Consider the following 20,442-nt stretch of genomic DNA (forward strand, 5'->3'; position numbering starts at 1 on the left):
GATACTCTGATTTTGCTCGTCATTCCTGCGCAAGCAGGAATCCAGCGCCGTTGCTCTCAACGGCCTGTATACGCTGGATCCCGGCATGAGCGGCCCCTCGGCCGTTGAGAGCCGCTGGCATGACGGGCAAAACGCAGCCAATCAGAGCGTTACCGCGCGCCGCCGGCGGCGAACAGGATCTCGCCGTTGAGCCAGTACGAATCGTCCGAAGCGAGGAAGGTGACGATCGAGGCGATGTCCTGCGGCTGGCCGACGCGGCCCAGCGGCGTCTTTGCCACGGCGCCCGCCTCGAACTCCGAGCCGATGATGCCGGCCGACTGCGTGCCCTCGGTCGACACCACGCCCGGGTTCACCGCGTTGACGCGGATCCTGCGCGGGCCCAGCTCCTGCGACAGCACGCCGGTGATCGCGTCCACCGCGCCCTTGGTGCCGCTGTAGACGGCGCTGGCCGGCGGCACGATGCGGGTCACCAGCGAGCTGATGTTGACGATGCTGCCGCCTTCGCCCATGTGCTTCGCCGCCGCCTGCGTGACCAGCAGCAGGCCGAGCACGTTGACGTTGAACTGCTTGTGGTAATGCTCCTCGGTGATTTCTTCCAGCGCGCCGAATTCGTAGACGCCGGAGTTGTTGACGAGGATGTCGAGGCGACCGAAGTGCTCGATGGCCGCGTCGGCCAGTGCCCTGGCGTCGGCCGCGCTGGACACGTCGCCACCCACGGCGACGGCCTTGCCGCCGGCCTTGGCGATGTCGGCGACCACGGCGTCGGCGCCGGCGCGACTGGAGGCGTAGTTGACGACGACGGCCGCGCCCTCGGCGGCCAGTGCGCGGGCGATGCCCGCGCCGATACCCTTGGAGGCGCCGGTGACCAGGGCGACTTTTCCGGTGAGCTTGCTCATGGGGTGGTTCCTTGTGTGCGGGGTGGGATGAACGGGTTCTTAAATGCCGTAGTTCGTAACTTATGAACTTAAGAACAAAGAATCAAGGGCTGCTAGAATCGCCGCCATGCGGCCCCTGACCCATCCCTCGATCGAAGACATCAGCGTGGAGGCGATCCTCCATGCGCTGTCCGATCCCGTGCGGGTGGCGATCTACGCCGAGCTGGCCAATGCCGGCTGCGCGCAGACCTGTTCCACCTTCCTGACCATCCGGGATCGAGACATTCCCAAGTCCACCCTGTCCCAGCACTTCCGCGTGCTGCGCGAGGCTGGGCTGATCCGCAGCGAGCGCCATGGCGTGGAGATGCGCAACACCTCGCGCTGCCCGGAGATCGAGCAGCGCTTCCCGGGCCTGATCGGCGCCATCATGAATGCCCACAAGGTGCAGTCCGCCGAGCGCACCAAGGCCACCCGGCGCAGACCCTCTTCCCGCTGATCCGGACGCACCGGACACAACGCACGCGCTAGCATCGGTGGCCTGTCCACCACGGGAAACCGCCATGCACCGTCTCTTTCGCCACGCCGTCGTGGTCCTGCTGCTCGCCGGCACGTTCGCCGTGGCCCACGCGGCTGCGCCGGTCGATGATGCATCGGCGATCCGCCGGGTCATGGCCGACCAGCAGGCGGCCTGGAACCGGGGTGGCGTCGATGGCTTCATGCGAGGCTACAAGGACGCCCCGGACACCACCTTCGTCGGCAGCTCGGTGCGCAAGGGCTACCGGGAGATCCTCGCCAGCTACCGTGAGCACTACGCGACGAGGGATCAGATGGGGCAGCTCACCTTCTCCGATCTGGACGTCCGCCTGTTGCCCGGTGCGTCCGGCGCGGTGCGTTACGCCGTGGTGACCGGCCACTTCCATCTCGATCGCAAGGCGCACGGCAGTGTCGCGCAGGACGATGGCGTCTATTCGCTGCTGTGGGAGAAGACGCCTGACGGCTGGAAGATCATCCTCGACCACACCAGCTGAGCACGACGGCGCGGCGACTCATGGCCGCTCGAACTGCAGGGTCAGCGACTCGCCGGCAGCGAGGGGCTCCCAGCGCGCGGTCAGCCCGAGCAGGCAGCTTCGGATCGCGTCTACGTCGTCCACCCGCACCGGCAAGGGTTCGCACGCACGGGCCCGGCAGGTGACCAGGTACAGATCCAGCATGTCGGCGGGAGGGGTATTCCAGCCCGACCAACCGTCGCCCTGGAAGACTTCGACCAACCGCTCGACGCCGTCGCTCTCGGCGTCGCCCTGCATCTGGAACGACGCCGGCTCGCCGTCGTGGACCCTGCCGATGAAGCCCCGGCGATGCAGGGTGCTTTCCACCGCGCAGTGGACCATGTCGTGCGGAATGATCCCCTGCTTGGGGCAGTCGATGGCCTCGGTCGGCACGCCGTTCCTGCGCACGTCCATCCGGTCGTACTTGCCGGTTCCCTTGGTGAAGACGAGTTCCACAGTTCCTGGTTCCTCAGGCCCGTGGCAGCGGCCCGCCCCGGTGGGCCCGGCGTGTGATTCCCACACCGCTCCGGCGAGCCTCGCTCAGGCGCGGTCGCGCCGGGGCAGCTTCCAGCCCGGCCGCACGAAGTGGCAGGTGTAGCCGTCCGGATAGCGCTGCAGGTAGTCCTGGTGTTCGGGCTCGGCTTCCCAGAAATCGCCGGCAGGGGCCACCTCGGTAACCACCTTCCCCGGCCACAGGCCGGAGGCCTCGACGTCAGCGATGGTGTCTTCGGCGACCGCCCTCTGCTCCGGGCTGGTGTAGTAGATCGCCGAGCGGTAGCTCATGCCGGTGTCGTTGCCCTGCCGGTCGCGCGTGGTCGGATCGTGGATCTGGAAGAAGAACTCCAGCAGCGTGCGGTAGCTGGTGACCGCCGGATCGAACACGATCTCCACCGCCTCGGCGTGGCTCCCGTGGTTGCGGTAGGTGGCATGGGGCACGTCGCCGCCGGAGTAGCCCACGCGCGTGGCGACCACCCCGGACTGCTGGCGGATCAGTTCCTGCACGCCCCAGAAGCAGCCGCCGGCGAGGATGGCGCGTTCGGTGGATGCGTTCACGGCGGCAACTCCTGCAGAAGAGACGGAACCCCTGTACGTGGGGCAGCGGGGGATCAGGTTCAACGGCGTGGCGGCAGCAGGAACGTCATCGGCTGATCCAGCCGCGCCGCCCAGGCGGCCTCGGTGTGTGCGCCGCCGGGGAACACCAGGCTCTGGAAATCCGCCTCGTTGTAGCCACGTGCGCGGAACAGTTGGTCCACCCGCTGCTGGGTCGGTGCGTACATCGCATCCAGCGTGGCCGTGCCGTGGTCGAAGTAGACGCGGTGGCCGGCCGGCGCAGGGGCGTGCGCCCGCAGGTAGGCGACGAAGGCGTCCGGGCTCGGATTGCCCTCCCGCGGTTTGAGCGCGGTCCCTGGCCAGTGCGTGGACAGGCAGCCGGCCGCACCGAACACCCGCGGGTATTCGCTGATCGCGTACATCGCCATCAGGCCACCCATGCTCGAGCCCATCACCGCGGTGTCGGCGGCATCGCCAGCCACGCGGAAGCGCTCGTCGATGCGCGGCTTCAGCTCTTCCACGAGGAACCGCAGGTAGGCATCGGAATAGGGATCCACCGGCAGCTTCAGATCCATCGCGCGGGCGCGTTCGCGCTGCGCGCGGGTGAGCGAGCGCCAGACCTTCTGCGGGTAGTACTCGCTCTCGCGCCGGTCGCCGGCGTTCCAGATGCCGACGATGATGAACGGGCGCGTGCGGCCCTCGCGGATCAGCTTGGTGGCGGTGTCGGCGGCGCGCCAGGACTGGTGGTTCCAGGTCTGCGTGGCGTCGAACAGCATGTTGCCATCGAACATGTACAGCACCGCGTAGGGCGCCTGCGCGGGGTAGCCCGGCGGCAGCCACACGTCCACCGTGTGCGGCGGCACGAAGCGCGAGCTCTCCTGCATCCGCACGATGCGGCCGGCAGCCACGTGCGGCAGCGGCGGTGATCCGAAGGCCATCGCCGGCACGGCGACGACGGCGATCAGCAGGGCGAGGCGGGCGATCAGGCGGACAGGCGACGTGGGCATCGGGGGGCGGGCGTGTTGCGAAGCGTCACGGATAGCAGCAAGCCGGTGCCGCCGGAAGCGCATGGCCGGTTGCATACGTTTGCAGCCGGCCGGGTGTCCCGCTCAGTCGAGGGGCCAGGGCAGCCCGGTGTCGTCGCCCTCGCCGATCGGCGACGCGGGGGGCGCCCCTGTGGCGGCAGCCTTGCCCGCATGCGCCTGTCGCCACCACGGCGAGGCGGGCCGTCGCTCGCCCGGTTCCACCGGTTCGCCCAGGCGCGGCAGCAGCAGGTGCGCGTGCGCCGGATCGGCCTGCGCCAGCAGGGTTTCCACCGGCTGGTCCCAGGCATGCGTGGACAGCGAGAACGTGCCCCAGTGCACCGGCAGCAGCACGCCGCCGCCAAGCATGCGATGGGCCTGGAGCGCGTTCTCCGGACCCAGGTGGATGTCGCCCCAGGACGGGTGGAAGGCGCCGACTTCCAGCATCACCAGGTCGAAGGGGCCGAGCCGGTCGCGGATGACTTCGTACTCGGTGGTCAGGCCGGTGTCGCCGCTGAAGAACACGCGGTGCCGCTCGCCGGACAGCACCAGCGAGGACCACAAGGTCTGGTTGCGATCCTTCAGCCCGCGGCCGGAGAAGTGCTGCGACGGGGCCGCGGTCACGGTCAGGCCGGTCCCGGGGACGCGATGGGTTTCCCACCAGGTCAGTTCGGTGATCCGTTCCGGCGCGATGCCCCAGGCCTCCAGGTGCGCGCCCACGCCCAGCGAGGTGACAAAGGGTACGTTCGACTTCGCCAGCGCGCGGATGGTCGGGTAGTCCAGGTGGTCGTAGTGGTCGTGCGAGATCACCACCGCGTCGACTTCCGGCAGCTGGCGCAGCGTGACCGGGACCGGCTGGAAGCGCTTCGGCCCCATCAGGGTGAACGGCGAGGCGCGCTCGCCCCACACAGGGTCGGTGAGCACGCGCCAGCCGTCGATCTCCAGCAGCACGGTGGAGTGGCCCAGCCAGGTCGCGCGCAGGCCGCTGGCCGGCTTGCGCTGCCAGGCTTCGCGCGGATCGTGCGCGGGCAATGGCGCCGATGGCCGCCGCTCGGCGTCCTCGCAGAGGAATTCACGCAGGGACGGGCGCGGCGTCGCCGGATCGCGCAGGCCGGGCAGCATCGGGTGGATGTTGCGCAGGCGATCGCCGTCCCACAGCGGCAGGTCGCGCAGGCGTTCCAGCCGGGCGCCCTGGGCCAGTTTTCCGAAGGAACGCATGGATACCTCGCGTGGATCGTTGGCGGAAGCCATCTGCATGGGTACGGAAGCCTCCCGTCGCAAGTCGCATGTGCCGCAAGGCCCGGGTGAAGTCAGGTGCAAGGCGCGGGCAAACGCGCAATGCTCTGGCCACCTTTTCCTTCTTCGAGTGCCGCCATGCGCCAGCGCCCCCTGCTTCGTGCCGCAATGATCCCGTTCGCCGCGACGGCTCTGGCCGTCGCCGCACCCGTCTTCGCGGCGGGCACGTCCGCCAGCGGGCGCCAGGCGGTACTCGCCGTGATCGACCAGACCTTCGCCGCGATGGTCCGGCACGACGCGGCGGCGATGCGGGCCCTGCTCGTGCCGGGAGCCGTGTTCGCGGTGCGCAAGCCCGACGGGACGATCAGGATGGAGCGCGATGAGGACTTCCTGCAGGCGCTGGCTACCGGCAAGGGCGAGTGGCGCGAGCGCATCTGGTCGCCGAAGGTGCTGCTGGGCGATGGCCTGGCGCAGGTGTGGGCCCCTTACGATTTCCATCTCGACGGCGCCTTCTCGCACTGCGGCATCGACAGCTTCTCGCTGGTGCGCGACGGCAGCGGGCAGTGGCGCATCAGCGGCATCGCCTACAACGCACAGACGACCGGCTGCCCCACCGATCCGAAGACCCGCGCCCGGTCGATGGCCACTCCGGGGGCGAAGTCCTGATGGGCTCGGATGTCGATTTCGTCGCCTACGTCTGCGAGCAGGCCGGGCTCGGCGGCGCGCTTTCGTACCGGAAGATGTTCGGCGAGTACGCGCTTTACCTGGACGAGCGCGTGGTCGCGCTGGTCTGCGACAACATGCTTTTCGTCAAGCCGACCACCGCCGGTCGCGCGCTGCTCGATACGGTGGAGGAGGCGCCGCCCTACCCGGGGGCGAAACCGCATTGGCGGATGGATGATGTGCTCGATGACGGCGAGCGGCTCGGCCGTCTGCTCGTCGCCACGGCCGCGGCGCTGCCGCGGCCCAAACCCAAGGGGCCGAAAGTGGCCAGGCCCGGGGCTCCGCGCAAGCGCTGACGGCAGCGATCAGCCGGATGGCGGGAAAGCGTCGATCAGCGCACGGGCGATCGCTTCGGCCGGACCGGTTTGCGCCAGCGGGGCTGCCTCGCCGGCCCACAGGTTGACGAAGTCGTCGATACCGTCCGGTTCGGTGCGCTGCCGCAGCGGCGCCAGGGCGCTGCCGGCGGACGGGAAGGCGGGCACGTCGTCGCACATCGGCCCGAGCTCGCGCATCAGCCGGTTGGCGATGCCCCGGGCAGGGCGGCCGGAGAACAGATTGGTCACCGCCGTCTGCGCGGCTCGCGCCGATGCCAGCGCGGCGCGATGCAACGGTCGGATGCGCGCTTCGTCGCTGAGCAGGAAGGCGGTGCCCAGCTGCACGCCCGCGGCCCCGAGCGCGAGTGCCGCGCGGATGCCGCGCGCGTCGCCGATGCCGCCGGCGGCGATCACCGGCCGATCGACCGCATCGACGACCTGCGGCAGCAGGGCGAGCAGGCCCGGCTGCGTCGCGACCGGGGCGTCCAGGAACGAGCCGCGATGGCCGCCCGCCTCCCAGCCCTGGGCGATGATCGCGTCGCAGCCGTGCGCGGCCAGCCAGCGCGCCTCGGCCACCGTGGTGGCGCTGCCCAGTACACGTGCGCCGCAGGCCTTCACCCGCGCCAGCAGTTCCGGTGCGGGCAGGCCGAAGTGGAAGCTCACCACTTCCGGGCGCAACGATTCGACCGTGGCGCAGGCCTGTTCGTCGAACGGGCGCCGCTGCGCGGCCGGGGCCTGCGTGTCGCGGGGGACGCCGAGCGCGTCGTAGTAGGGCGCCAGCCGCTCGCGCCAGCGTGCTTCGCGGACGGTATCCGGCAGCGGCTCGACGTGGCAGAAGAAATTGAGGTTGATCGGCGCCTCGATCGCGGTGCGGAAGCGCGTTACCTGGGCGCGCAGCGTGTCGGCGTCGAGCATGGCGCAGGGCAGGGAGCCCAGTCCGCCGGCCCGGGCCACGGCGATGGCCAGCGCCTCGTCGGCAGCACCGGCCATTGGCGCCAGCAGCAGCGGATGCTCGATGCCGAGCAATCGGGCCAGGCGAGGATCGGGACGTGGAGGCATGGCGGGCTCCCGCAGGATGGGGCTGTCGATTGTCCGCCTCCGGCACGGTGTTGTTCCACCCGGTCAGCGATACAGGCCCAGGGCGCGGCGCGCCTCGGCGAGGAAGCTGTCCTCCTGGTCCCGCGCAGGCAGGTTGGAAGCCAGCTCGACCAGGGCACGGTCGATGCTGCCGGGGCGGCCCAGCGCTTCTTCGCACAACAGGTCGGCGATCGGCCCGAAATGGTCCAGCGCGATGCGCTCGATGATGCCGCGTTGCCGCCCGGTGAGGCACTCCACCCCGGCATGCGCCGATGTGCCGGTCTCCGCTGCCGGCTCCGGCGCCAGCGGCGGTGCCGGAGCCTCCTGCTCGAAGCCGCCGGCGAGCCAGGACTGCGAGGCGGCCCCGAGAGTAACGCTCACCGGACCGGAGCGGCCGGGGTCGGCCTGGAACCGGGCGCGGCCGCCCGGCACGCGTGCGAGCAGTTGCACGGCCTCGTCCCCGCGATGACGGCTGAACACCACGTCCTCCACCTGGCCGCCGTGCAGGCGGATCGTGCAGGAGTGATTGTCCTCGGTGACCACGAAGAAGAAGCCCGATGCCTTCTGCTGCGAAAGCGCCCGCAGGTCGCGGAGGATCTCGATCAGGGGGCGGAGTTCGTTGGCCATGGGGCGACGTGCCTCTGCGTGCTTCGGGGTGGCGGCTTCAACGTTTGCCCAAGCGGTCCATCGCCAGGCGGACACTGTTGGCCAGCCGGGTGATCGCCCTGGCCAGCGTACCGATCTCGTCGTGCAGGTCCACCTCGGCGATGGTGTGGCTCCACCGGCCGCGGCTCAGCTCCTCGGCCACGTCCGTCAGGTGCTGCACCGGCTTGAGCACCCGGACCCAGATCAGTGCCGACTGCAACCCCAGCAGCAGGGCGCACACCAGCAGGCCGATCGCGACGATCCACGCCGACTGCCGCACGATCGCACCGTTCACGTCGCTGGCCGGATAGGCCGCGACCAGGGTGAAACCCCAGCCCGGGACCGCCTGGCTGCGGATCACCCAGTCCCCCGGCCGTTCCTTCACGATGCGATCGATGTCGGCCGGGCGTGTGGTGGCGCCGGTTCGCGAATGGAAACGCAGCGTGCCGCGGGCATCGAACAGCGCGACGAAGCCGGAATCGAGCAGCCGGCTGTTGCCGATCACCCGGTCGAGCGCCTTCAGGTCGGTCTTGTAACCGACGTACCAGATGCCGATCGCACGGCCGCCATCGGTCGGAACGATCGGCTCGTAGCCGGTCACATACGGATTGCCGAGGATGTCGACGACGCCGTAGTAGCTCTCGTTCCGGCGGATTCGTTCGATCACCGGTCCCTGCGGGTCGAGTACGGTGCCGATGGCGCGGCTGCCATCCTCCCTGCGCACATTGGTGGCGATGCGTACGAACTCGTCGCCGCTGCGCGAGAAGATCGTCGCGGTACCGTCCATGATGGACGTGACGCTGTCCACCAGCGCAAAGCGGTCGCCCTGCGGGGTGTTGCCCAGCAGCAGGTCGTTCACCGGTTGCGACCGCCCCGGCAGGGCGAGCGGCCCGCCGGGATGCGGTGCACCGAGCGCGGCTGCCTGGCTTTGCAGCAGCCGCATACCGTCGTGTACACGGTCGAGCATGACCGTGCGGGTGACGGCCAGCAGACTCTGCAGCGCGCTGGTTTCGCGATCCATGGCGATGGTCGCATCGCGGCGCACGCGCCCGGCTTCGACCGTGGCCAGCACCACGGTGACCGCCACGGTGGCCAGCAGCACGAGCGCCAGGACGGGAAGCAACAGGCGAACCCGCAGCGAGTGTCGAAGCATGGCGTCCCCCCCGGGTCACAGCGCCGGACCGGCTGCCGCAGCATAGCCACGACGTGCTCCGGTGCGAAGCGCGCGCACTGTTCTGTTCCGGCCATACGGCGTAAGGTTCGGGGCTCCGACAGGAAGGCCTCGACGACAGGAGTCTCCGCGCATGGCTTCCCGCTCATTTCCGAGATTTCTTGCGTTTGCGTGCCTCGTGCCGCTGGCGGCGATTGGCCAGACCAGCCTGCCTGGGGTGACGGTCACCGCTCCCTACACGCGCTCCCACGGCGGCTATCTCATCTCCGGCAATTTCCGGGTGGATCCACGGATGCCCACCGTGGTGTTCCCGGCCAGGGCGCTGGTGAAGGACGACATCCTCAGCGTGCAGCCGGTGCACCTCAATGACGACGAGTACCTGGTGCTGCAGGAGTGCGCCACGGCGGACTGCCGCACCGCGCATGTAGTGCGGGTATGGAACGCCGATGGTGCGGTGGGCCCGATCCGGCACAGCGAGTCGCGGGTGTGGATACGGCACGAGAACAAGTACTTCATCTGGATGCAGCGGATGCCGGTGATCCAGGGTGGCTGCATGGGTTGCGCCTCGCACTTCGTCGCCTTCAAGCCGTTCAGTCCACCGATGACGCTGGTACCGGTCGGCCTGGAAGTGGCCAACAGCCGCACCACGCTCGACTCCACGCCACCGCAGGCCGTGCCGGTGGTAAGTGAGGTGCACGAGGGGGCGACGTTCGTCGTGCGTTTCAAGGGCGGGTCCGCGGTGCGCATCAAGCGCATGCACGCAGCCAATTGAGTCGGCGGTCCACGACAGATCAAACGAGGCGGTAGCCGTTGCGCTTGCGTAGACTGCACGGCTGAACGGAGTGGCGAGGGCCGCTCCGGCCCACTCCGTTTGCTGCGAGTCTCCTGCATGTCTGCCAAGTGCCACGTCACCCGTCGTCGGGCCTTTCACCTGTGGAGCCGGAAGGCATGACGGCGGAGCAGGGCGGGCCAGGCGACGCCGACAACGGCTGCGTGCGTGTGCGCGGCGCGCGCGAGCACAACCTGAAGAACCTCAGCGTGGACATCCCGCGCGATGCGTTGGTGGTGTTCACCGGCGTGTCCGGCTCGGGCAAGTCATCGCTGGCCTTCGGCACCATCTATGCGGAGGCGCAGCGGCGCTACTTCGAGTCGGTGGCGCCGTATGCGCGGCGGCTGATCGAGCAGGCCGGTGCGCCGGCGGTCGATCGCATCGACGGCCTGCCGCCGGCGGTCGCCCTGCAGCAGAGCCGCGGCGGCAGCAGCACGCGCTCCACCGTCGGCAGCCTGAGCACGCTGTCCAATGCGCTGCGCATGCTGTACTCGCGCGCCGGCGATTACCCGCCGGGACAGGCACTGCTGGAGTCGGATGCGTTCTCGCCGAACACGCCGGCCGGTGCCTGCCCGGACTGCCACGGCCTGGGCAAGGTGTTCGATGCCACCGAGGCCTCGATGGTGCCGGACCCCTCGCTGACCATCCGCGAGCGCGCCGTCGCCTGCTGGCCGCAGGGCTGGCAGGGCAAGAACTACCGCGACATCCTCACCACGTTGGGCTACGACGTGGACCGGCCCTGGCGCGAGCTGCCGCGCGAGCAGCGCGACTGGATCCTGTTCACCGACGAGCAGCCGGTGGTGCCGGTCTACCGCGACGTGGCGCCGGAAGTGGCGCAGGCCGCCTACGCGCGCGGCGAGCCGGGCAACTACAAGGGCACCTACGTCAGCGCGCGCGCCTACGTGATGCACAGCTTTGCGCAGAGCGAGAGCGCGGCGATCAAGCAGCGCGTGGCGCGCTACATGGTGGCGCGCCCGTGTCCGGCCTGCGACGGCCGGCGCTTGCGGCCCGAGGCGCTGTCGGTCACCTTCGGTGGGCATGACATCGCTCACGCCTCGGGCCTGCCGCTGCGCGAGCTGGCGCGACAGCTGCGGGCCACGCTGGACGACATGGCCTCGCGCCACGACGGGCATCCCGAGATGCAGCTGGTTGCCGCACGCATCGTCGCTGACGTCGGTGCGCGCATCGACACCCTGGTCGAGCTCGGCCTCGGCTATCTGTCACTGGAGCGCAGCACGCCCACGCTGTCGCCGGGCGAGCTGCAGCGGCTGCGGCTGGCCACCCAGCTGCAGGCGCAGCTGTTCGGCGTGGTCTACGTGCTGGACGAGCCGTCCGCCGGCCTGCACCCGGCCGATACCGAAGCCCTGCTGCGCGCGCTGGCGCGGCTGAAGGCCGGCGGCAATTCGGTGTTCGTGGTGGAGCACGAGCTGGACGTGATCCGCGCGGCGGACTGGGTGATCGACATCGGTCCCGGCGCAGGCACCCGGGGTGGCGAGGTACTGCACGCCGGTCCGCTGGCGGGGCTGGCCGAGTGCGCGGCCTCGGCGACACGCCGTTACGTGTTCGATCAGGAACAAGCGCCACCGCACACACCACGCGAGCCCATCGGATGGCTGCGCCTGGAAGCGATCACACGCAACAACGTCGATGGACCCGACGTGGCATTTCCTCTCGGCGTGATGACCGCGGTGACCGGCGTCTCGGGCGCGGGCAAGTCCAGCCTGGTGAGCCAGGCGCTGGTCGAACTGGTCGGTCGTGCGCTGGGCACGGCGCCGACAGTGGAAGAAGAGGGCGACGAGCTGCCCGGCGATACCCCCGCGCCGGCCGGCGGACGCATCGTCGAGGGCATGGGGACGCTGACTCGCCTGGTCACCGTCGACCAGCGCCCGATCGGCCGCACGCCGCGTTCCAACCTGGCCACCTACACCGGCCTGTTCGACCACGTGCGCAAGCTGTTCGCCGCCACGCCGGAAGCGCGACGGCGCAGGTTCGATGCCGGCCGCTTCTCCTTCAACGTGGCCAAGGGGCGCTGTGCCACCTGCGAGGGCGAGGGCTTCGTCTCGGTCGGGCTGCTGTTCCTGCCTTCGGTGTATGCGCCGTGCCCGGCCTGCCATGGCAGCCGCTACAACGACGACACGCTGGCGGTGCGCTGGAACGGCCGCCACATCGCCGAGGTGCTGGCGCTGACGGTGGACGACGCGGTAGCGTTCTTCGGCGACGCCGTGCCGGCGCTGGCGCGTTCGCTCGCCACGTTGCGCGACGTGGGCCTGGGCTACCTGCGGCTTGGCCAGCCGGCGACGGAACTCTCCGGCGGCGAGGCACAGCGCATCAAGCTGGCCACCGAGCTGCAGCGCCAGGCGCGTGGCCACACGCTGTACGTGCTGGACGAACCCACCACCGGCCTGCACCCGGCCGACGTCGACCGCCTGATGACGCAGCTGCGCGGGCTGGTCGAGACCGGCCACAGCGTGATCGTGGTCGAGCACGATCGCCGTGTGATCACCGCCTGCGACTGGATGATCGACCTGGGGCCTGGTGCAGGCGACGAGGGTGGTCGCATCGTGGCGCAGGGCACGCCGGCCGCAGTGGTGGCCGCGGGCATCGGCGTCACTGCGCGGCATCTCGCCGGCTGACGCGCGGCGCTTTTGTTCTTTCGGGACCCGGTTTCGTCGCCGATGAGGCGCATCCGTCGCGCAGCGCTCGCGCTCGGCCGGCGGCAAGCCCAGGATCAATCTCGTGCCCTGCGCCGGCGTTGCCGGACCGGCACGGGACCCGGTCGCTTCGTCGCCGGGTGATTCATGACGTCATCCACGCATGCCCGCAGGCGCGGGCGTGACGGGCGCCTGCACGCCATGCGCGGGTGGCCGAGCGGAAGGAACGAGCCATGTGGGACATGCGTCGGGCGATCAAGGTGGGTGTGCTGGTGTGGGCGGTGCTGCTGCCCTGGCAGGTGCGGGCGGAAGCGCCGGTGGTGGTGGCCCATGCCACGGTGCATGGGCACGACGTGCCGGTACACCGGATCGGTGAACTGCGTGCGCCGGACACGCCGGCCGGCATGGATGGCTTCGCCGTGCGCGTCGCCTACGTACTGCGCGCGTGGACGCGCAAGCACGGGGTGGAGGCGATCGGCAATCTCTGCCGCACGCCCGATGGCGCCACATGGGGCACGGTGCTGCTCACCGTCGGGGCGCATGTCGCCAGCCCGGTGACCAACGCCTGTCCGCTCGGCATGCTCGCCACCGGCGTGGACATCCACAGTCACCCGCAACGCCAGCACTACCGCGCGAACGCGGTGGACCAGATCTTCCTCGGACGCCTGCCTTGCCGTGAGGTGACGACCCAGCCGGACACTTTCGGTCCGGATGACTACGGGCGTCCCGGTTACATGGTCGGCCGCCTCGGCCTGCACTTCCAGCGCGGCCTGGACCGGGTGCGCCTGGTGCGCGACATGCGCCTGCCGCCGCCGGCCATGTCGTCCGACGACTTGCGTCGCATCGCTGCCGTGGCATCACCCGCTGCGCTGCCAGGTGCGGCATCGCAACCGGGTTCCTGAGCGGAGCGGTTTCCACGCGCACCACGGCAGCGGAAGTTCTGGCAGGCTGTCGACTCCCTTCCCCCGGAGCACCCCATGTCGCGCCTTGCTGATTTCCCGATCACTCGACGTTGGCCCGCGCAGCACCCGGATCGGCTGCAGCTGTATTCGCTGGCCACGCCGAACGGGGTAAAGGTGTCGATCATGCTGGAAGAGACCGGTCTGCCCTACGAGGCGCACCGGATCGACATCATGAAGAACGAGAGCCAGCTGCCGGAGTACCTCGCGCTCAACCCGAACGGCAAGATCCCGGCGATCCTCGATCCGGATGGTCCCGGCGGCGAACCGCTGGCGCTGTTCGAATCCGGCGCGATCCTCATGTACCTGGCCGAGAAGACCGGGCGTTTCCTGCCGGCCGATCCGTTGCGTCGCTGGGAGACCATCCAGTGGGTGTTCTTCCAGATGGCGGCGATCGGACCGATGTTCGGCCAGGTGGGCTTCTTCCACAAATTCGCCGGACGCGAATACGAAGACAAGCGGCCGCTGGAGCGCTATGTGGCCGAGTCGCAGCGCCTGCTCGGTGTGCTCGACAGCCGGCTGGACGACCGCACCTGGCTGATCGGCGACGAGTACACCATCGCCGATATCGCCACCGCCGGCTGGGTGCGCAACCTGATCGGCTTCTACGAGGCGCGCGAGCTGGTGCAGTTCCATCGCTATCCGCACGTGGCGGCGTGGCTGGACCGGGTGCTGGCGCGGCCGGCGGTGCAGCGCGGGCTGGCGATCCCCGCCTAGGCGGGCGCACCGGCAGCGGAAACCCGTAGGATGGGAGCCTTCGCGCCCGGGGGAGGCGCGTCCGCCGAGGGATCCGCCATGTCCAGCTCCATCCGTCTCCGCGCCGCGTGCTTTCGCGCGCCGGCCATCGTCGCGTGCCTCCTGGGCTGTGCCGTACCGGCCGCCGCGACGGCATCGACGCTGTCGCGCGCCACGCAGGCTTTCGTCAGCGTGCCGGCGGGTGACATCGCCATCGAACACGTTCGCGTGATCGATGGCACCGGCGCCGCGCCGCGCGAGGACCAGACCGTGCTGCTGCACGACGACCGCATCGTCGCCCTGGGGTCCCATGTCGAAACACCGAAGGGCGCCAAAGTGATCGACGGCCACGGCATGAGCCTGATCCCCGGCCTGGTCGGCATGCACGACCACATGTTCTACCCGGCGCCGAAGGTGAACCCGGCGGCGAAGGACGCGCTGTATCCGGAGCAGGGTTCGAGCTTTCCCAAGTTCTACCTGGCCGGCGGCGTCACCACCATCCGCACCACCGGCAGCACCGAGCCTTACACCGACCTGGAACTGAAGAAGGCGATCGATGCGGGCCTGATACCGGGTCCGAAGATGCACACCACCGGGCCGTACCTGGAAGGCAAGGGCAGCTTCACCCCGCAGATGCACGAGCTCACCGGCGCCGATGATGCCCGCGCCACGGTGGAGTACTGGATGGACGAGGGTGCGACCTCGTTCAAGGCCTACATGCACATCACCCGCGCCGAGCTGTCGGCGGCGATCGCCGCGGCGCACGCGCGGCACATCATCGTCACCGGCCACCTGTGCTCGATCGGTTTCACCGAAGCGGCGGACCTGGGCATCGACGACCTCGAGCACGGCCTGGTGGTGGATACCGAGTTCACCCCGGGCAAGCAGCCGGACGTGTGCCCCGACACCCGCAAGGCTTCGGCCAACCTCGCGAAGATGCGGGTGGGCAACGCGCGGATCCAGGCGCTGATCCGGCACCTGGTCGACAGGCACGTGGCGGTGACCTCCACCCTGCCGGTGTTCGAGACCTTCGTGCCCGGCCGCGCGCCGGTGGACACCCGCGTGCTCGACGCGATGCTGCCGCAGACGCGGGTGGAGTACCTGAAGACCCGCGAGCGCATCGCCGCGCAGAAGGATTCGCCGTGGCCGGCGCTGTTCACGCTGGAGATGCAGTTCGAGCGGGCCTTCGTGAAGGCCGGCGGCACCCTGCTGGCCGGGCTGGATCCGACCGGCTTCGGCGGCGTGATCGCCGGCTACGGCGACCAGCGCGAAGTGGAGCTGCTGGTCGAGGCCGGTTTCACGCCGGTCGAGGCGATCCGCATCGCCACGCTCAACGGCGCGCGCTACCTCGGCGAAGGCGACCGCATCGGTTCCATCGAGCCGGGCAAGGTCGCCGACCTGGTGCTGGTCAACGGCAACCCGGCGGCCGACATCAAGGCGATCGAGAACGTGGTGACGGTGTTCAAGGACGGCGTGGGCTATGACCCGGCCAGGCTGGTGAAGGCCGCCAACGGCACCGTCGGCGTGCGCTGAACGCGATGCCCTGATCGTGCCCGCGTCCGGTCATGGTTCTGCCATGGCCGCCCGCGGCATGCTGGCGTCTTTATCTCCACGGAAAGGACGCCCATGCAACGACTCCCCGGCCTGGACACGCTGCGCGCGCTGGCTATCGTCCTGGTGATGCTTTTCCACTCCTGGGTGGTCGGCGGGATGGGGCCGACATTCGATCCGCTGGTGCGCTACGGATGGGTCGGCGTGGACATCTTCTTCGTGCTCAGCGGCTTCCTGATCGGCAGCCAGGTGCTGGCGCCGCTGGCGCGCGGCGAAGGGCTCGCGCTGGGCGACTTCTACCGGCGCCGGGCCTACCGCATCCTGCCCGCATTCGCGGTGGTGCTGGCGCTTTACCAGTGCGTGCCGGTGCTGCGCGAGCTGCCCGGCATTGCGCCGTGGTGGCAGTTCGCCACCTTCACCATGAACCTGCTGATCGACTACCGCAGCCAGCCGGCGTTCTCGCACGCGTGGTCGCTGTGCGTGGAGGAGCATTTCTACCTGCTGTTCCCGTTGCTGGCGATCGCGCTGGTGCGGTTGCGTTCGGGCAGGGCCCTGCTCGCGGTCGCACTGCTGGTGGTGCTCGGCGGCATCGCCCTGCGCACCGGTGTGTGGTGTCACGACACTGCCGTGCAGCCGGATCGCAACTGGTACATCGAGGATCTCTACTTCCCGACCTGGGACCGCCTGGACGGACTGTTCGTCGGAGTGATGCTGGCTGCGCTGAAGGCGTTCCGGCTAAAGTGGTGGATGCAGGCACAGGCCCGCGCCCAAGCCGCGATGTGGCTGGGCCTGCTGGTCACCGGTGGCGCGCTGCTGCTGTTCCGCGACCGGGCCGGGCTGCTGCCCAACGCGATCGGCTGGCCGCTGCTGTCCGTGGGACTCGGCCTGCTGGTGTTCGCCGCGGCGGGGCAAAACAGCACGCTCGGCCGCTGGCGCGTGCCCGGCGCCGGCTGGCTGGCGGGCATCTCCTACAGCCTGTATCTCAGCCACAAGATCGCCTATCACCTGGTGCAGGTAGCGCTGGGCGAACACCTGCACGGTGTGGCGATCTTCGTGGTCTATGCCGCCGCCGCGCTGGCCATGGGCAGCGTGCTGCACATGGCCGTCGAGCGGCCGTTCCTGCGGCTGCGGGACCGGTCACGACCGCGCGGCCTGGGGGCGGCCACCGCCTGAACGGCACCTCCGGGCCGCCGGCGCCTGGCCGGGACGACTTCAGCCGGAGCGCGCATCCAGCGGCGCGGGCGCATTCATCAACACGGCGGCGAAGTCTTCGGCGGCCAGCGGACGGCTGAAGAAGTAGCCCTGCATGCCGAGGCAACCGTAGTTCTGCAAGGTCTGCGCATCCTCGATCTTCTCCACGCCCTCGGCGATCAGCCGGTAGCCGAGGGCATGGCCCAGGCCGATGATCGCCCGCACGATCGCCTGGTGCCTGGCGCTTTCGTGGAGGTTGTGGATGAAGCTGCGATCGATCTTGAGCGTGTCGAACTCGTACGCGGCGAGGTAGCTCAGGCTCGAATAGCCGGTGCCGAAGTCGTCGACGGCCAGGCTGACCCCGAGTTCCTTGAGCTGTGCCAGCAGTGCCCTGGCGAGGTCCTGCTGGGCAAACATCTGGCTCTCGGTGAACTCGATCTCCAACATGTGCGCCGCGATGCCGGTGGCGTCGAGCGCCCGTCGCGTGCCCTGCAGCAGGCGATCGACGTCGAGCCGCGCCAGGGACACGTTGACCGAGACCGGCACTATCGCGATGCCGGCTTCCTGCCAGGCACGCATCTGGCGGCAGGCGCTGAGCATGACCCACTCGTCGATCTGGTGGATCAAGCCGCTTTCCTCGGCCAGGCGGATGAACTGGTCCGGCGGCACGACGGTGCCGTCGGGCTGGCGCCAGCGGACCAGTGCCTCGGCCCCGAACACGCGCTGGCCGGGAAGCAGGAACTTGGGCTGGTAGACCAGGAACAGCTCGTCGTCCTGCAGGGCACGGCGCAGCGCGTGCTCCAATGCCAGCCGCTGCTCCGCTCGCTCGCTCATGCTGCGGGTGAAATAGCTGAACCTGCCGCGTCCGCTCTGCTTGGCGTGGTAGAGCGCTGTGTCGGCCTGTTTCATCAGGGTCTCGGCGTCGCGCGCATCCTCCGGGAAGGTCGCGATGCCCACGCTGGCGGAGACGTGCAGCATCCGCCCCTCGAACGGGATGTCCTGCTCGATCGAGGCGATGATCTTTTTTGCGACGCGGGCGGCGTCGCGCAGGTCGGCCAGCCGGTTGAGCAGGATCACGAACTCGTCGCCGCCCTGCCGGCTCACCGTGTCGTCGGCGCGGACCACCTGGCGCAGCCGCCGCGCCACCTCGCGCAGCACATGGTCGCCTGCAGGATGTCCGAGCGAATCGTTGATGTGCTTGAAATGGTCCAGGTCGACGAACAGCAGGGCCCCGTGGTCGCTGGCCCGCAAACCGTTCAGGGCCAGCGAGAGGCGGTCGTGCAGAAGCACCCGGTTGGGCAGGTCGGTAAGGTGGTCGTGCTGCGCCAGGTGCGACATCTTCAGCGCCATGCTGCGCGCCTCGCTGACGTCGTGCAGCACCATGATGCCGCCGATCACCTCACCGTCGCGGTTGTGGATCGGCGAGGCCGCGTCCTCCACCGCGATGTCCTGCCCGTCATCGCGGACCAGTTTGCTGTTGAGCTGCAGGCCGACCGTGCGGTTCTCGCGGATCGCGACTTCCAGCGGATTGAGCGAAGCCAGCCCGGTCTCCTGGTCGATCAGCCGTACCACCTCGGTGAACGGCTGGCCGAGCGCTTCCTCTTCGGGCCAGCCGGTCATGGCCGCGGCGACCGGGTTCATCATGGTGATGCGCAGCGTGACGTCGCAGGCGATAACCGCGTCGCCGATGGAGTCGAGCATCAACTGGGATTTGTCCATGGCCTCGAATAGCAGGGCCTCGGTCCGCTTGCGCGCGGTGATGTCGATGGCCAGCTTGTAGATGCCCTGCACCGTGCCGTCGACGACATGCGGTACGTAGGTCAGGTCGAACACGCGGCCGTCGTCGAGATGCAGTTCCCGTTCGACCCGTTCACCCCGCAGACAGGCCTGTTGCAGGGGCACAAGCATCGGCGAATAGCGCTCGCCGGCGACGTCCGCCGAGGCGCGACCGACCAGCTCCGCAGGAGGAACACCCCACAGTTCGACATAGCGCTCGTTGGCGAATCGATAGACGAGCTGCTTGTCGAGATAGGCGATCAGTGCCGGGACGTTGTCCGTGATCTCGCGCAGCCGTGATTCCAGCTCGACCCGGTCGGTGATGTCCTGGGCCATGACGAAGAGCCCGATGACGCTGCCATCGCGGTCCCGCTGGGGTTCGAGCGACATGTCCAGCCGCCGCCCCTGGGGCGTGCCTGCCACATAGTGCTGCGGCATCCCGTGAAGCGCCTGCTGCATCCGCGGCTCCACCTCGTGTGCGAACGCGTCGCCGAACAGTTCGCGGGGTGTCCGGTCCAGCAGGTCGGCGGCGGCTTTGCCGTAGAAAGTCTCGTACCGGCGATTGACGAAGCGGTAACGCAGTTGCGTGTCCACCTGGCCGATCAGCGCGGGTACGTTGTCGGTGACGAGCCTCAGCTCGTCGGAAAGCTGTTCGAGTTCGCGGCCGATGCGCTTGCGTTGGGCCATCACCATGCTGATCAGCCAGGGAGCGGTGACGGCCATGGCGGAATACACGGCCATACCGGTCGACTGCAGCGATGCGAGTCCAAGCGGCGCGGAGACCAGGTCGAGATCGCTGGCCATGGCCAGGCCGAAGACCACCAGGACATTCGCAGTGCAGGTCACGGTCGTGCCGAACACGCCCAGCCTGAAGGCGGCGAACAGCAGTGGTATCGACAGGATGATGAAGGGCTCGCGCGCATACCGCATGGCCAGGGTCGTCGTGCCGAGCGAGAAAAGCAGGGTTCCCCAGAACGCGCGAGCTTGTCCGCCGCACACCAGCGATTGCAGCCGGGTAGTGCGGTAGGCCAGCAACGGAGGCAGCATGATCAGCATGCCCATCGCATCGCCGACCCACCATTTGAAGAACGAGTGGGGCCAGTGGTCGCCGTAGGTGATGTTCAGCGCGGTGGCTCCTGCTGCCGCGCCGACCGCCGGCCCGAGCAGGATCAGGGCGACCAGCCCCAGGAAGAACGGTTGCTCGTCGAACTTCCGGTCGGACCGCAGGCCCAGCGCACGGGCGAGGCCCAGGCAGGCGGCGACCTCGGCCAGGTTGGCGATGCCGACGCCATTGGCCGCAGGCCACGGCATGCTCGTCAGTATGTTCGCTGCGACCGAGCCGAGTAACGCCAGCAGTGCCACCAGCCACATCGGGCGCAGGCTGCCGCGCACCGCCATGGCGACCAGGAGCGCGTTGGCGATCCAGATCTGGGCGATGTGGGCCGCATGGCGCGACCACCAGATCATCGCAAGCGACAGGACGACATAGGCGATGAGGATCGCCGTGATGCGTCCGGGCGATGTCATCCCCCGCTCGGGAGAGCCGCCAGTCATGAAACAGATCTGTCAGTCATGAAGCCGAGGACATCCC

19 protein-coding genes are annotated in these 20,442 nt (G+C 69.2%); 10 read left to right on the forward strand and 9 right to left on the reverse strand.

Going from position 1 to position 20,442, the window contains the following annotated elements:
- Positions 1-149: 149 nt before the first annotated feature.
- On the reverse strand, positions 150-896 hold the full coding sequence (locus ATSB10_RS02080) for a glucose 1-dehydrogenase (RefSeq protein ID WP_063670209.1): 747 nt from the start codon (positions 894-896) through the stop codon (positions 150-152).
- A gap of 106 nt (positions 897-1,002) precedes the next feature.
- On the opposite strand from ATSB10_RS02080, the gene ATSB10_RS02085 reads away from it, so the two are divergent.
- Entirely contained in the window at positions 1,003-1,371 is a 369-nt protein-coding gene (locus ATSB10_RS02085) for an ArsR/SmtB family transcription factor (RefSeq protein WP_063670210.1), read from the forward strand.
- A gap of 64 nt (positions 1,372-1,435) precedes the next feature.
- Entirely contained in the window at positions 1,436-1,903 is a 468-nt protein-coding gene (locus ATSB10_RS02090; protein ID WP_063670211.1) for a YybH family protein, read from the forward strand.
- Between the two features lie 18 nt (positions 1,904-1,921).
- On the opposite strand, the gene ATSB10_RS02095 is transcribed toward ATSB10_RS02090, so the two are convergent.
- The 4 genes from ATSB10_RS02095 to ATSB10_RS02110 all read right to left on the reverse strand — a co-directional run bounded on the left by ATSB10_RS02095 (position 1,922) and on the right by ATSB10_RS02110 (position 5,211).
- A complete protein-coding gene (locus tag ATSB10_RS02095) occupies positions 1,922-2,377 on the reverse strand; it encodes a hypothetical protein (protein WP_063670212.1) in 456 nt (151 codons plus the stop codon).
- Between the two features lie 84 nt (positions 2,378-2,461).
- Complete coding sequence (gene msrA / locus ATSB10_RS02100) at positions 2,462-2,974, reverse strand: peptide-methionine (S)-S-oxide reductase MsrA (protein ID WP_063670213.1); 513 nt, start codon at positions 2,972-2,974, stop codon at positions 2,462-2,464.
- Between the two features lie 59 nt (positions 2,975-3,033).
- Positions 3,034-3,978: an alpha/beta hydrolase gene (locus ATSB10_RS02105; protein WP_063670214.1), complete on the reverse strand. Its 945-nt coding sequence runs from the start codon at positions 3,976-3,978 to the stop codon at positions 3,034-3,036.
- A 102-nt stretch (positions 3,979-4,080) separates the two neighbouring features.
- Complete coding sequence (locus ATSB10_RS02110; protein ID WP_063674302.1) at positions 4,081-5,211, reverse strand: MBL fold metallo-hydrolase; 1,131 nt, start codon at positions 5,209-5,211, stop codon at positions 4,081-4,083.
- Between the two features lie 156 nt (positions 5,212-5,367).
- Here ATSB10_RS02110 and ATSB10_RS02115 point away from each other — a divergent pair, with 156 nt between their 5' ends.
- Positions 5,368-5,895, forward strand: coding sequence for a nuclear transport factor 2 family protein (locus ATSB10_RS02115; protein WP_063670215.1), 528 nt, complete (start codon positions 5,368-5,370; stop codon positions 5,893-5,895).
- On the forward strand, positions 5,895-6,248 hold the full coding sequence (locus ATSB10_RS02120) for a TfoX/Sxy family protein (RefSeq protein WP_063670216.1): 354 nt from the start codon (positions 5,895-5,897) through the stop codon (positions 6,246-6,248). Before ATSB10_RS02115 ends, ATSB10_RS02120 begins: the two co-directional genes overlap by 1 nt.
- Positions 6,249-6,257: 9 nt before the next feature.
- Here the strand turns inward: ATSB10_RS02120 and ATSB10_RS02125 are convergent, their stop codons facing one another.
- The 3 genes from ATSB10_RS02125 to ATSB10_RS02135 form a co-directional block, all read right to left on the reverse strand.
- Positions 6,258-7,325 (reverse strand): NAD(P)H-dependent flavin oxidoreductase, encoded by a 1,068-nt coding sequence (locus tag ATSB10_RS02125; RefSeq protein WP_063670217.1) that lies wholly within the window; start codon positions 7,323-7,325, stop codon positions 6,258-6,260.
- 63 nt (positions 7,326-7,388) lie between these two features.
- On the reverse strand, positions 7,389-7,970 hold the full coding sequence (locus tag ATSB10_RS02130) for a hypothetical protein (RefSeq protein ID WP_063670218.1): 582 nt from the start codon (positions 7,968-7,970) through the stop codon (positions 7,389-7,391).
- A gap of 37 nt (positions 7,971-8,007) precedes the next feature.
- Complete coding sequence (locus ATSB10_RS02135) at positions 8,008-9,141, reverse strand: Cache 3/Cache 2 fusion domain-containing protein (RefSeq protein ID WP_063670219.1); 1,134 nt, start codon at positions 9,139-9,141, stop codon at positions 8,008-8,010.
- 151 nt (positions 9,142-9,292) lie between these two features.
- Between ATSB10_RS02135 and ATSB10_RS02140 the strand changes: the two genes are divergently transcribed.
- The 6 genes from ATSB10_RS02140 (at position 9,293) to ATSB10_RS02165 (ending at position 17,057) form a co-directional block, all read left to right on the forward strand.
- Complete coding sequence (locus ATSB10_RS02140) at positions 9,293-9,931, forward strand: hypothetical protein (protein ID WP_157468999.1); 639 nt, start codon at positions 9,293-9,295, stop codon at positions 9,929-9,931.
- Between the two features lie 176 nt (positions 9,932-10,107).
- A complete protein-coding gene (locus ATSB10_RS02145; RefSeq protein ID WP_063670221.1) occupies positions 10,108-12,621 on the forward strand; it encodes an excinuclease ABC subunit UvrA in 2,514 nt (837 codons plus the stop codon).
- A gap of 251 nt (positions 12,622-12,872) precedes the next feature.
- The gene (locus tag ATSB10_RS02150) at positions 12,873-13,541 is read left to right on the forward strand and encodes a hypothetical protein (protein ID WP_063670222.1); all 669 of its coding nucleotides are present in this window, start codon (positions 12,873-12,875) and stop codon (positions 13,539-13,541) included.
- Positions 13,542-13,616: 75 nt separating this feature from the next.
- The gene (locus ATSB10_RS02155; RefSeq protein WP_063670223.1) at positions 13,617-14,315 is read left to right on the forward strand and encodes a glutathione binding-like protein; all 699 of its coding nucleotides are present in this window, start codon (positions 13,617-13,619) and stop codon (positions 14,313-14,315) included.
- Between the two features lie 78 nt (positions 14,316-14,393).
- Positions 14,394-15,866, forward strand: a complete 1,473-nt coding sequence (locus ATSB10_RS02160) for an amidohydrolase family protein (RefSeq protein ID WP_063670224.1) — start codon at positions 14,394-14,396, stop codon at positions 15,864-15,866.
- Positions 15,867-15,959: 93 nt separating this feature from the next.
- On the forward strand, positions 15,960-17,057 hold the full coding sequence (locus tag ATSB10_RS02165) for an acyltransferase family protein (RefSeq protein WP_063670225.1): 1,098 nt from the start codon (positions 15,960-15,962) through the stop codon (positions 17,055-17,057).
- A 39-nt stretch (positions 17,058-17,096) separates the two neighbouring features.
- Here ATSB10_RS02165 and ATSB10_RS02170 read toward each other — a convergent pair whose 3' ends face one another.
- Positions 17,097-20,378, reverse strand: coding sequence for a bifunctional diguanylate cyclase/phosphodiesterase (locus ATSB10_RS02170; protein WP_063670226.1), 3,282 nt, complete (start codon positions 20,376-20,378; stop codon positions 17,097-17,099).
- Positions 20,379-20,442 lie beyond the last annotated feature (64 nt).

This window comes from Dyella thiooxydans, assembly GCF_001641285.1.
Taxonomy (GTDB): Bacteria; Pseudomonadota; Gammaproteobacteria; order Xanthomonadales; family Rhodanobacteraceae; genus Dyella_A; species Dyella_A thiooxydans.

Bases quoted from the DNA above. Each gene is read 5' to 3' on its own strand.
- ATSB10_RS02135 (WP_063670219.1), bottom strand. From the start codon at position 9,141: ATGCTTCGACACTCGCTGCGGGTTCGCCTGTTGCTTCCCGTCCTGGCG.
- ATSB10_RS02150 (WP_063670222.1), top strand. From the start codon at position 12,873: ATGTGGGACATGCGTCGGGCGATCAAGGTGGGTGTGCTGGTGTGGGCG.
- ATSB10_RS02110 (WP_063674302.1), bottom strand. From the start codon at position 5,211: ATGCGTTCCTTCGGAAAACTGGCCCAGGGCGCCCGGCTGGAACGCCTG.
- ATSB10_RS02090 (WP_063670211.1), top strand. From the start codon at position 1,436: ATGCACCGTCTCTTTCGCCACGCCGTCGTGGTCCTGCTGCTCGCCGGC.
- ATSB10_RS02145 (WP_063670221.1), top strand. From the start codon at position 10,108: ATGACGGCGGAGCAGGGCGGGCCAGGCGACGCCGACAACGGCTGCGTG.
- ATSB10_RS02080 (WP_063670209.1), bottom strand. From the start codon at position 896: ATGAGCAAGCTCACCGGAAAAGTCGCCCTGGTCACCGGCGCCTCCAAG.
- ATSB10_RS02130 (WP_063670218.1), bottom strand. From the start codon at position 7,970: ATGGCCAACGAACTCCGCCCCCTGATCGAGATCCTCCGCGACCTGCGG.
- ATSB10_RS02170 (WP_063670226.1), bottom strand. From the start codon at position 20,378: ATGACATCGCCCGGACGCATCACGGCGATCCTCATCGCCTATGTCGTC.
- ATSB10_RS02115 (WP_063670215.1), top strand. From the start codon at position 5,368: ATGCGCCAGCGCCCCCTGCTTCGTGCCGCAATGATCCCGTTCGCCGCG.
- ATSB10_RS02160 (WP_063670224.1), top strand. From the start codon at position 14,394: ATGTCCAGCTCCATCCGTCTCCGCGCCGCGTGCTTTCGCGCGCCGGCC.
- ATSB10_RS02085 (WP_063670210.1), top strand. From the start codon at position 1,003: ATGCGGCCCCTGACCCATCCCTCGATCGAAGACATCAGCGTGGAGGCG.
- ATSB10_RS02120 (WP_063670216.1), top strand. From the start codon at position 5,895: ATGGGCTCGGATGTCGATTTCGTCGCCTACGTCTGCGAGCAGGCCGGG.
- ATSB10_RS02105 (WP_063670214.1), bottom strand. From the start codon at position 3,978: ATGCCCACGTCGCCTGTCCGCCTGATCGCCCGCCTCGCCCTGCTGATC.
- ATSB10_RS02140 (WP_157468999.1), top strand. From the start codon at position 9,293: ATGGCTTCCCGCTCATTTCCGAGATTTCTTGCGTTTGCGTGCCTCGTG.
- ATSB10_RS02125 (WP_063670217.1), bottom strand. From the start codon at position 7,325: ATGCCTCCACGTCCCGATCCTCGCCTGGCCCGATTGCTCGGCATCGAG.
- ATSB10_RS02165 (WP_063670225.1), top strand. From the start codon at position 15,960: ATGCAACGACTCCCCGGCCTGGACACGCTGCGCGCGCTGGCTATCGTC.
- ATSB10_RS02155 (WP_063670223.1), top strand. From the start codon at position 13,617: ATGTCGCGCCTTGCTGATTTCCCGATCACTCGACGTTGGCCCGCGCAG.